The sequence below is a fragment of the Paenibacillus qinlingensis genome, from assembly GCF_031455095.1.
Classification (GTDB): Bacteria; Bacillota; Bacilli; order Paenibacillales; family NBRC-103111; genus Paenibacillus_E; species Paenibacillus_E qinlingensis_A.
On record NZ_JAVDSB010000004.1, the window covers coordinates 276,855 to 287,568 of the forward strand.

Annotated in this window: 9 protein-coding genes; 5 read left to right on the forward strand and 4 right to left on the reverse strand. The window is 48.0% G+C overall.

Going from position 1 to position 10,714, the window contains the following annotated elements:
• Positions 1-53 precede the first annotated feature (53 nt).
• Entirely contained in the window at positions 54-983 is a 930-nt protein-coding gene (locus J2736_RS14555; RefSeq protein ID WP_310499322.1) for an N-acetylneuraminate lyase, read from the reverse strand.
• A 76-nt stretch (positions 984-1,059) separates the two neighbouring features.
• Here J2736_RS14555 and J2736_RS14560 point away from each other — a divergent pair, with 76 nt between their 5' ends.
• Positions 1,060-1,953: an AraC family transcriptional regulator gene (locus tag J2736_RS14560; RefSeq protein ID WP_310499323.1), complete on the forward strand. Its 894-nt coding sequence runs from the start codon at positions 1,060-1,062 to the stop codon at positions 1,951-1,953.
• 6 nt (positions 1,954-1,959) lie between these two features.
• Here J2736_RS14560 and J2736_RS14565 read toward each other — a convergent pair whose 3' ends face one another.
• The gene (locus J2736_RS14565) at positions 1,960-3,105 is read right to left on the reverse strand and encodes a sialidase family protein (RefSeq protein WP_310499324.1); all 1,146 of its coding nucleotides are present in this window, start codon (positions 3,103-3,105) and stop codon (positions 1,960-1,962) included.
• Entirely contained in the window at positions 3,083-4,246 is a 1,164-nt protein-coding gene (locus J2736_RS14570) for an MFS transporter (RefSeq protein WP_310499325.1), read from the reverse strand. Before J2736_RS14570 ends, J2736_RS14565 begins: the two co-directional genes overlap by 23 nt.
• 212 nt (positions 4,247-4,458) lie before the next feature.
• Here J2736_RS14570 and J2736_RS14575 point away from each other — a divergent pair, with 212 nt between their 5' ends.
• The 4 genes from J2736_RS14575 to J2736_RS14590 all read left to right on the forward strand — a co-directional run bounded on the left by J2736_RS14575 (position 4,459) and on the right by J2736_RS14590 (position 9,218).
• Positions 4,459-6,174 (forward strand): AraC family transcriptional regulator, encoded by a 1,716-nt coding sequence (locus J2736_RS14575; RefSeq protein WP_310499326.1) that lies wholly within the window; start codon positions 4,459-4,461, stop codon positions 6,172-6,174.
• A gap of 193 nt (positions 6,175-6,367) precedes the next feature.
• The gene (locus J2736_RS14580; protein ID WP_310499327.1) at positions 6,368-7,342 is read left to right on the forward strand and encodes an ABC transporter substrate-binding protein; all 975 of its coding nucleotides are present in this window, start codon (positions 6,368-6,370) and stop codon (positions 7,340-7,342) included.
• Positions 7,343-7,376: 34 nt separating this feature from the next.
• Positions 7,377-8,138, forward strand: coding sequence for an IucA/IucC family C-terminal-domain containing protein (locus tag J2736_RS14585; RefSeq protein WP_310499328.1), 762 nt, complete (start codon positions 7,377-7,379; stop codon positions 8,136-8,138).
• 144 nt (positions 8,139-8,282) lie between these two features.
• Positions 8,283-9,218, forward strand: a complete 936-nt coding sequence (locus J2736_RS14590; RefSeq protein WP_310499329.1) for a helix-turn-helix transcriptional regulator — start codon at positions 8,283-8,285, stop codon at positions 9,216-9,218.
• A gap of 501 nt (positions 9,219-9,719) precedes the next feature.
• On the opposite strand, the gene J2736_RS14595 is transcribed toward J2736_RS14590, so the two are convergent.
• Positions 9,720-10,553, reverse strand: a complete 834-nt coding sequence (locus tag J2736_RS14595; protein WP_310499330.1) for a phytanoyl-CoA dioxygenase family protein — start codon at positions 10,551-10,553, stop codon at positions 9,720-9,722.
• Positions 10,554-10,714: the final 161 nt, after the last annotated feature.

Below are 10,714 nucleotides of genomic sequence, written 5' to 3' on the forward strand. Positions count from 1 at the left end.
AAAATTTATGCACCTAAAGCTTATCCTCTATTATAGTGCCGCTCTACTTACGCCTAGCCAATGGACTGTTTGAGTGTGTCCGCCTTTAACACTTCATTAGATTGAAAGAATGCTTCGATCTTCCGCTTCTCGTCCGCCGTCAATTGCTTCAGCGGTTGACGAATGAACGGCGTACGGAAGACACCCTGTAAGTACATGACATACTTTTCGTAAGCCATCACGTCAATGGATATAAGTTCCGTAATAACTTCGTTGGCCTGAGACTGAAGAACGGGCATGGCTTCCCATTGCTTCGCTTGCGCCAGACTGAACAGCTTCGCGAAAATCCCTGGCATAATGTTGAACGTACTCCCGATTGCTCCGTCCGCACCCATAATGGCGCCTCCCGTATAGACTTCGTCATGTCCGTTGAATATCAGGAAGTCCTTACCGCACTTAGCGCGAATTTGCTCCATCTCGAACAGGTTGAGCGAGGTGAATTTGACGCCGATACATTTCGGATGCTTCGACATCTGCTCATAGAAGTCCATCGTTAAGCTAACGCCGGTCGCACCTGGAAAATGATATATTATCATAGGCAGTGGAGTGGAAGCCATGACATCTTCATAATGGCGCTTAATCTCTGTCATAGACAGCTTGTAGTAGAAGGGCACAACTGCCGATACGGCATCGACATTCATCTGTTCTGCATGCTTCGCAAGCTTAATGGTCTCCCGCGTGCTGATGCAGCCCACATGCGCAATCACCGTGCCACGGCCCGCATTCACACGAACGACAGTTTCCAATATTTGCATGCGTTCTTCCAATGTCAATAAGAAACCTTCCCCTGTGCTGCCGCCTACATAAAATCCTTTCGTTCCCTGACGCAGCTGATGCTCCACAGCTTGCTCGAGAGATGCAAAGTCAATGGACCCATCTTCCATCATAGGGGTGAGAAGGGCTGTGAAGGTACCTTTAAATTTTTCCAATGTATCGTTTGTCATGGGAATTCACTCCTGTATACTCTATTTTTGTTATAATGATGACATCATAGCTCCATTAGGAAGGGATGCTTTATTCTTGGCGGAATATCCTCGTTATTTAACTGAATATCCGAATGCTGACTCGACATTTCCATTCTTCATGAAAATTGACCGACATAAGCAAACCCATATTACGCCTCACCGGCATGATTTTCTCGAACTCAGCTTGTTTGTGGAAGGCGGCGGTGTAGAAACCATCAATGGCCAGCGTCACACGTTAAAGCCAGGCACGATGATGATGCTACTCCCCTATCAAATTCACGAACTTCAATATGAGCCTACAGTACTGCCTATGATGTATACCTGCAACTTCGACATCGAGTTGCTGTCTGGAAGCAATGAAGCCGATTGGGGCTTCCAAGCTTGGCTTGATGCGCAGTCCGAGGCTCAGGCCCCCTACATCTATCTAGATCCGAATGGCATATGCCGAATGACGGAACTCTTCGCAGCGATGTACGACGAATACATGAGCGATAGTCCCTGGCGCAAATATAAGCTGAAAGCGATGCTGATTGAAATCATCGTTGAATTCGATCGACTCCGTCTGAAGAGCATGCCGCTAATAGAGAAGTCGACCGCAGTACCTGTCATGGCTGGCACCGGTTCCAACCGCAAGAACATTTGGCCAGTGATTCAGCATATCCATGCCAACTACCGGGAGCCTTTAACGCTAACTGAGCTTGCCCAGCAGTTTCACTTCAACGCCACCCATCTGAGCGAATTATTCAAAAAGCAGCTCGGACAGAACTTTGTTCATTTTCTGCACGAAGTCCGCATTCGTCATGCCAGCAGCTTGCTCTGGTCGACCGAACTGCCTGTGTCCGCCATCTCACTGGAGGTTGGCTTCGGATCACTGCAGACATTCTCCCGTATCTTTCGCCAACTGAAGGACTGCACGCCGTTGGAGTATCGGCGGAAGCGTCAAGCATGAAACCTTCTACGTCTCCATGACCCAAGCCCAATTGAACCGGGCTAACGTCATTTTTCGCTCATCCGCCTGCTCGGTCTTCGCTCCTCTTTCATACAGACACAGGATCGAACCGTCGGCTGCTACCGCTAGGTCAGAATATTGCGCGGGTCCTGGCTCCAGCGACTTACACGCCGTCCAGGTCTGACAATCGTCCACACTCGCCTTGATGGTTAAGCCCCTGCGAGCGTATGGATGAACGGTCAGCTGCTCACTGACCTTGGTTGTCCGCTGGGGTCCCGTCAAATCAGACAAGTTAGCGAACAGAATCGGCGCGACGTCAACCCCTTGCTGCTCCGGCAGTTTGATAATGGACCCGAAACAGATCGGATCCGGCAGCGCCTCGTCATAATAAGGCTGAGACCATGCCGTCGCCCCATCCGGACTGGTAGTAATCAAGCGACGGAACGTATCGGATTCGGTTCGCACGTTGAATAATACGCTGCCGTCTGATAATTGCACCGGCACGGTCTCATTCGGATGCAGCACGGCGTCCGAAGAGCGCACAACGAATTGTCCCGGATGCCACGTCTTCCCGTGATCATCGCTATAGATGGAGACGACATCGGATGGACGATGACCTTTTTTTCCATTTCCAAACTCTTCCCCCGTACCTAGAGATAACCATACCGGTATGACAAGACGTCCGCTCGTGAGCTGGATGCCGTGTCCTGGACCGGGAGCAATAACCTTCCAGTCGTACTCGGAACGATACGTCTCCATGACAGAAGTAATCTCGACAGGCTCGCTAAACGATGACCCTTCATCGTCGGATTTCATCGCATAGAGTCGTTCATAATTCGTGCAGTACAAGCAGTGCACGTCCCCTGTCTCCATGTCGGCAAACAACACCAGATTGTTGATCGGCTCCTTCACACTGTAGCGCTCATATCCGACAAGAATTTGTGGTGCCTCCCAAGTGACACCGTTATCAAAGCTGCGCCGCATGACGATATCTATCGGATCCCAGTCACTCCCTCTACCCTTGCGGGCATCATACCAGGCGATTACGGTTCCTCGCTTTGTTGTAATTAACCCCGGAATTCGGTACACCGCGTAACCGCGATCCCCTGCCGTTTCAAAATCCTGTTTCTCACAAAATGCTTTCTGTGCCATGTACAACTCTCCTCTCGCCTCTGTTTTTTGACCACACCATTGTTAGTAGTGTACCGATACAAGCGAGTCCTCCGCCTGCCAAATACACGACGTTAGGCTCGAAGCGTCCCATTCCCCAACCTCCAACTGTGCTTCCGATCAATCCGGCTACCCCAGCGAATACCGCTGTGAACACCGCTTGACCCGTAGTCTGCAGATGCTGCGGTACTAGCTTGGAAACTTGCAGCACGACTGCGACATAGAGGATGGGGACGGTCACAAGATTCATCGCTTGATGAAGTATCAGCCACAGCGGATCCTTCATCCATGCCAGAGTGATCCAGCGAAGGACGAACATCCACCCGGCAAACACCAGCAGCTGCGTTTCCCCATACCGCCGGAGCAGCCATCCCGAGCCATAGTAGGCTGGAATCGAGCATAACGTGGCTGCCCCCCAAGCTAGACCGATCTGAAAATCCGTCGCGCCCTGCATTTTCATATAAACACTGAACAACTGATCATTCATACGAAAAGGAATGACCATGACTGTCACTGCAGCCACAAAACCCAGATACGTTCGGTCGCTCAGTAATTCCCTGAGATGACGAAGCTGCATCGACTTCACCTGGTGATTCCCCTCGCTCGGAAGCTGTGTCCCGACGAAAATCAACAGTACGATCACTGTCGCAAATACAGCTGGAAGCGTAGCGATGCCCCAATAGCTGAAGATCGTTCCGAAGAACAGACTGCCTACTGATAACCCGACGGAGCCCCACAGCCGAATGCTCCCATAGCTCGTGCCCCTGCGTGCCGAGTAGGCAATCGCCATCGTATCCGCCAACGGTGTAAGCGGAGAATACACGAACATGAATAAGGCGTAAACGACGAAAACCGATATCAGCGTTTCCATGCGGAACATCAGGCTTCCTGCAGCTAGTGACAACGCCAGCAGGATAAGAAGCAGCGGCTTCAACTTGCGCCAGCGATCTCCCACCACTCCCCACAGAGGCGGTGCCACGATCGAGGCAATAGCGCCCGCGGATACGAGCAACCCTACCTGTACAACCGTATAGCCCTCATGCTGGAGGAACAGAGGCAAATAATACAGAGCAATGACCGTGAGCAGCGCTTGCACAAAATAGTACGATGACAGCGCCCTCATCGCAGGTTATGCCCCAATAGAGACGGCATACACACACGCTCCTTTCCACCTCTTTAGTCTACTGCTCCGCAACCTGCCGAACATCTCAAAATTTCGGCACTCTTTCATTTGTTTTTGGCAAGGAACATGTACTATGCTCATTCGGATAGTGGTAAGATGATAGCATATCTCAAAGGAATAAAGATGGACCTAACAGGAGCTGACATCATGTTATGATTGTGGAAAATCACCTTATACTTTGGAACCAGGCATTGTTAAAAATAATTGATGTTCAGCGGTCCGAACGACCGATCAGCGAATATTTGCAGACATCCAAGCTTGCGTCAAGTGCAATTTTATACATCGTAAAAGGTCGTGCTCGGCTCCTACTGGATGGGAATGAGCATCATGTGGAGAATGGCTATGTGTGTCACGCAGGCAAAGGCACTGTGCTTACTATCACCGACATCACTGATTCTTTCGAATATTACCTCATTATGTATAAAGCTTCTCTACCGCTGCCATGCAGTCAAGATCTGATTCAATTGCTGGCTCGTACAAAACCGTTTGATAGCCAATATGCTTGTGTCGTCAGTCATGCAGCTCCGCTGCTCAACACTTTATCCCGTATGGAGCAAGAATGGGAACAGCCTGAAGCTATGGGGAGATTGCAGGTTAAATCGTTATTTTATCAGTTGATTTGCGAGCTAATGGGACAACTGCAGCATCAGCAAATGGAGCAGGATTCACCAGATATGGTTCTGCAAGCTGTTAGATATATAGATGAACACTATGCCGAACCGATTACAGCCGACACACTTGCTATGCTATTCAACAGCAGTTCGCGAACCATGCAACGGATGTTCAATAAGCGACTGGGTCTTGGGCCGATTGACTACCTGATGCAGATACGTATCGACAAGGCTAAGGAATTGCTTAGCGGTACGAAGGCAGGACTCAAGGATATTTCCGAAGCTGTCGGTTATCTGGATAACTACTATTTCAGCCGATTATTTAAACGCTACACTGGCGTTTCTCCAAGCATGTATCGAGAATCCATGCAACAAGCCTTAACGGTTAGCAGTCCGATGCATGCTCCCTTCCATCGCTCACAACCGACGATTATCCATCTAAAAGGTGAACTGATACTCCAGCGACAGCCTGAGAAAATCGCTCTGCTGGATCCCCAGTTTTTGGACCATTTTCTGGCGTTAGGTGAACAGCCCGCCGGCAGCGTCATGGACCCAGATGATCTAAGTAACTTTCCAGAGTATCTGTTCGGAAAGCCTCGTGAGGTGACAGTCTTGGGCACAATGCATGGTCCTGATCTGGAAGCGCTGCGTTCCTTGGCACCCGATCTGATCATTTGCACCGAGATCCAGAGCCACATTTTTGCCAGCCTCACGCAGATAGCGCCGACCGTTATGCTGAAGCGAAATCGCGACTGGAGAGAAACGTTGCGAACCATCGGGCGGATCCTGGGTAAGAAGTTGGAGGCGGAACAGGTCATACAGCTCTATAAAAACAAAATTAATGGGCTGAAATCGCAACTTGCAGCCAAGATGTCTGGACAGTCGGTAACATTGATCAGGCCGTTAGACAATGCGATTAGACTGCACACATGTGCCCATCGTACGGCGGCGATTCTATACACTGATCTGGGGCTGAATCCGCCTAAACAAGCGATTGACCGCAAAAGGACGAGCTCGTTGATTTCTTTGGAGGGTTTGCCAGAAGTGGATGCGGACCATTATTTCGTATTGACCAACAACCACTATAAATCTTGGTCGGATGAGCTTCAGACTACGACGACATGGAGAGGTCTACGCGCCGTAAAGCAGCATCACATATATCACGCCAAATCAAGCATATGGATTGCTTATTACGGCCCGATCGCGATGAATCACGTGGTTGATTCCGTAGCGAAAGCTTTCTTAGATGCCAAGTAATTCCTTACACATACAAACACTGTTCGTTCAGGATGTGCTGATCCTAACAACAGTGTTTTTTGGTGTCGCCACAATCCATGCAGATTGGCGCAAATATCCATGGAAGATCACTGAATGAATCGTTATAGTATTGTAGATGACGATGAGTCTCATTCTCAACAAATTGGAGGAATAATATCATATGTTTTCAAAAATGAAGTTTATATCGACCTTTAGCTTATTACTCTGTTTCGTTATCTTTTTGAGCGCATGCGCCAGCAACTCCACGCAAAGCAGCAACAATGCTGGCACAGGAACGACGACGAATCCAGCTGCTACTGCTACGCCATCCGTCCCTGCAGCACCGGTAACCATTCAGCATTTAAAGGGTGAAATGACACTCAAGGAAGTTCCAAAGAAAATTGTCGTGCTTGACGTTCAGTTCGCTGATCAAATGCTAGCGTTAGGTTTTAAGCCGACGGGCAGCGTAATTGCCGAAACCGACAACGGTCTCCCTCCCTATTTGGGCGATAAAATGAGCAATATCCCGTTACTTGGCACTTATTTGGAACCAAATATGGAAGCAATTGTTGGATTAGAACCGGATCTCATCATCGCTACGGATGCTCATAATAAGATCTACGATAATTTAGTGAAAATCGCACCGACGATTGTCCTACAGCGCACGGAGGACTGGCAGACCGTACTATTGAAATTCGGGCAAATTTTGAATAAGCAGCAAGAAGCTCAACAAATCGTTACTAACTATAAGCAAAAAGTAAGCGATCTAAAAACAACATTGGCAAAGAAAATGAATGGTCAAACGGTTGCCTTGGTCCGTCCTAGAGATAAGTTGATTCGTCTGCAAACGACTGCACATCGAACTTCACAAATCCTATACAACGATCTTGGCCTGACTCCTCCTCAAATGTCCGTTAACGCGAAAGAGACAAGTGTCATGATTTCTTTTGAAGTTCTCCCTGAGTTGAATGCTGATCATATGTTCCTGCTTCAAGACGAGACGAATCTGGAGCTAACGACGCAATTTCAGAATACGCCGATCTGGAAAAACCTGAAATCCGTTAAGGATAACCACGTCTATTCGGAAAACACAGCGCAGTGGATCGGTTATTATGGACCCATTGCCATCAATTTAATTGTGGATCAGATCGCTGCTGCGCTTAAATAAATCATTTTAAACAGAGAGACCTAGGAGGTTGAGTATGAACAAGCAGTCACGGCTTGCGCAGGGTGAATGGGATTACTTGAGTGGGCAATTTGGCTTGAGTGAATATGAGGCATCCCGTCCTGCTTATTCGGTGAGAGCCTTGGACTTGCTCGATAAGGAGTTATGCTCCAATTATTTGGACCATCTGACAGTGCTTCTACAGTCCCCATCGAGGATGATCACAGCTTCGCAATTTTTCAAAAGATATGCCGCCTTAACCGCTATTCCGCTGCTTTACGCCATGACTGTGTACAACAAGGGACTCGATTTATCTGCCGACAATTGCTCTCTCGCCTCTTCACCTGGTCACTCCTGGCTTGCGTATGTCAGTCTTTCCGATACTGACGTTACACTGCCAGAAGCTGACCAACGGCCTAATTGGCGCAATGAGGTTATTTCATCCCTTTTTGCAGAGAATATAGGGAAAATAATAGCAGTCATGTCTAGCGTGGCCAACGTACCTAAATCGATCTTATGGGAAAATGTTGCGGTTCGTGTGTACTCGTTATACGAGAAACGAATCGGGGTACAAGGGGGACAACCTGAGCCGTTCCGCGCAGACTTCGAGTATCTGATTCATCAGGCTCCTGGTGCATTATTCGGGGAAAAAGAAAATCCATTGGGCCGCTTTTTTCGTAAACCGACTACCTCATCCATTTCTACTACGCCTATACGGGTTCGCCAAACTTGCTGCTTCTACTATGAGGTCTCCAGTATCAAGGAATACTGTACGACTTGCCCCAAGTTGCTGGTTTAAGTCATAGTCATGTCTGATTCTTAACGCCATTAACAAACAAAGCGCCTCCTTGTTCCTTGGATGGCGCTTTGTTTGTTGTTCATACTACTCAAGGGGATTATCGCTTGTTATAATGGTTATAATTCTAGACAGGAGGGGACTTGAATGCAGTTTGAGAAGCTGAATCATCAGCTGGCTCAAGTAGACATGTCGGCGGCCGAGCGGATTAAAACCTATTTTCAATTCGTCTGCGATCGTTATTCTGTCGGTTTGAACTTGCACGACATCGCTGGGCTTAGCGAAATGGATAGCTCGCTATCCATCGTATTCTCGCCTTATCTATATCACAATAATCCCTTCTGTAATTACGTGAAGAGGTTTGAGGCTACCTTTCAAGCATGTGCCCGCAACAAAAAAGTATTATGCCGTATGTGTACAAGGTCAGCCACACCTTTATACGGCTCTTGTTATATGGGTATTGAAGAACTAAGATTCCCTATTCATTGGAAGGGACGATTACTTGCCTTCCTGTGCGTTGGACAATTCAGCACAGATCTCGAGGCCGCCTCACAACGTCTAAAGACGCAGGCAGCCAAGTATGGCTTAAATCCTAACGAACTCGAGCAACGATTTCTTACTGCCACTCGTCCACTCGATCTTAATATCGGGGAGTTGCATACCCATATCGGGATGCTGACCCAATACTTGATTCTTCTTTACGAGAATTTCCTGTTAAACACCCATCACGGACAAAGCATGGATCAGCGCGCTGAAGCTCATCAACGAAGCTTTATCGTGAGTCGAACCCTTCACTATATTAAAGAAAATTTTACCTACCCAATCACATTAAGCGCTCTGGCAGGTATCAGCTTCTGCAGCGAAACTTACCTAAGCCATCAATTCAAGGAAACCACCGGATCAACGATCACCGAATATATCAAAGAATTAAGAATTCAAAAAGCAAAAAACTTGTTAGACATCACAACTTATTCGATTACTCTGATCGCACATCAGTGCGGCTTCAATGACTCTAATTATTTCTCCAGAGTGTTCCGTCAGCATACTGGTATGAGCCCGAAGCAGTATAGAGGGCGTGACTAGAGATCGTATTTAAGTACAAAGAGGATGTTCCAAAAGACAATTAGACTTTTGGAAACATCCTCTTTGTTTCGTTCATCACTTAGGAGAGTGATGAACCTGCTTCCTCTGCTAGCGTGCGATGGGCGAACGCGTTACTTCCCTTGCGCACAATTTTTGTGCGCTAGCGTGCGATGGGCGAACGCGTCACTTTCCTTGCGCACAATTTTTGTGCGCTAGCGTTCGACGGTCGAACGCGTTACTTCCCTTGCGCACAATTTTTGTGCGCTAGCGTGCGATGGGCGACCGCGCCACTTCCCTTGCGCACAATTTTTGTGCGCTAGCGTGCGATGGGCGACCGCGCCACTTCCCTTGCGCACAATTTTTGTGCGCTAGCGTGCGACGGGCGACCGCGTTACTTCCCTTGCGCACAATTTTTGTGCGCTAGCGTGCGACGGGCGACCGTGTCACTTCCCTTGCGCACAATTTTTGTGCGCTAGCGTGCGACGCATGGTTCATACTATTTTACATATACACGCTCTTATCATTGTCCTCGGCCAGCAACAGCTGCTTCACGGGCACCATGGATGGCTCGGGCACGTAATATTTGAAGTAATTACTACTGATGTCCCCTAATAACTGACGTTGTATCGGATTAGCTCCTTCCAGCAGTTCATCCGAAGCCTTATGGTAGTCGATAGGTCGCATCCAAATCGGGCTATATCCCATAAACAGTTGGCGACGCGTATGTTCTGAGCGGTTCGGGGCGCCGGCATGCCACAAGTTTTGACCGAAGATAAATACATCACCAGGTTTACCGCAAACCTGAACTTCACCGTCCAAAGGAACATTCACATCTCCCTGTACAGGTTTGTATCCTGCTTTATTGTGACTGCCTGGGATGATTTTGGTGTTTCCTCGATTAGGTTGGCTCATGTCACTTAAGATATAGCAAGCTTTCACATAGTACAAGGAAGTCAAACCTGCGATGGAAGGGAAATGCGGACTAGGTCCATCTTGGTGCCAATCAATGAAACTCGCTGTTCCCGTTTTCTGATCATTGGGATTCGGCTTGCGCACAGTCAGATGGGAAATATGCAACTGAATATTGTACCCCAGTATGTTGGCCATCAACTTCGTCACCGTAGGCTCATCGATTAGTGAGAGAAACTCCTTGTCTCTAGCTACCGAATGATACCAATTATAGCTTAAGCTCTCCTCTTCCGCTGATATCAACCGATCCACCGCTGAATTGAGAAGCTCTACTTTCTCTGCACTAAGCACATTGCGTAATATGACATATCCGTCCGTTTGAAATTGTTGAACCAGTGCCTGGATATCTATTGTTTGTTCTACCATAAGAGTAATTCCTCCTTCGATTAGATAGTCTCATTTTACCGCGATGTTGCCCCTACTTACCTTCACATTGTTTCGAATTATTAGCATTATTTTTAAGTAAAATAGCTTCTCATTTAAAAAAATGAAAGAGGGTGCCCCCCAGCATTCAGGAGGCACCCTAT

Bases quoted from the DNA above. Each gene is read 5' to 3' on its own strand.
- J2736_RS14555 (WP_310499322.1), bottom strand. From the start codon at position 983: ATGACAAACGATACATTGGAAAAATTTAAAGGTACCTTCACAGCCCTT.
- J2736_RS14565 (WP_310499324.1), bottom strand. From the start codon at position 3,105: ATGGCACAGAAAGCATTTTGTGAGAAACAGGATTTTGAAACGGCAGGG.
- J2736_RS14570 (WP_310499325.1), bottom strand. From the start codon at position 4,246: ATGAGGGCGCTGTCATCGTACTATTTTGTGCAAGCGCTGCTCACGGTC.
- J2736_RS14575 (WP_310499326.1), top strand. From the start codon at position 4,459: ATGATTGTGGAAAATCACCTTATACTTTGGAACCAGGCATTGTTAAAA.
- J2736_RS14580 (WP_310499327.1), top strand. From the start codon at position 6,368: ATGAAGTTTATATCGACCTTTAGCTTATTACTCTGTTTCGTTATCTTT.
- J2736_RS14585 (WP_310499328.1), top strand. From the start codon at position 7,377: ATGAACAAGCAGTCACGGCTTGCGCAGGGTGAATGGGATTACTTGAGT.
- J2736_RS14590 (WP_310499329.1), top strand. From the start codon at position 8,283: ATGCAGTTTGAGAAGCTGAATCATCAGCTGGCTCAAGTAGACATGTCG.
- J2736_RS14595 (WP_310499330.1), bottom strand. From the start codon at position 10,553: ATGGTAGAACAAACAATAGATATCCAGGCACTGGTTCAACAATTTCAA.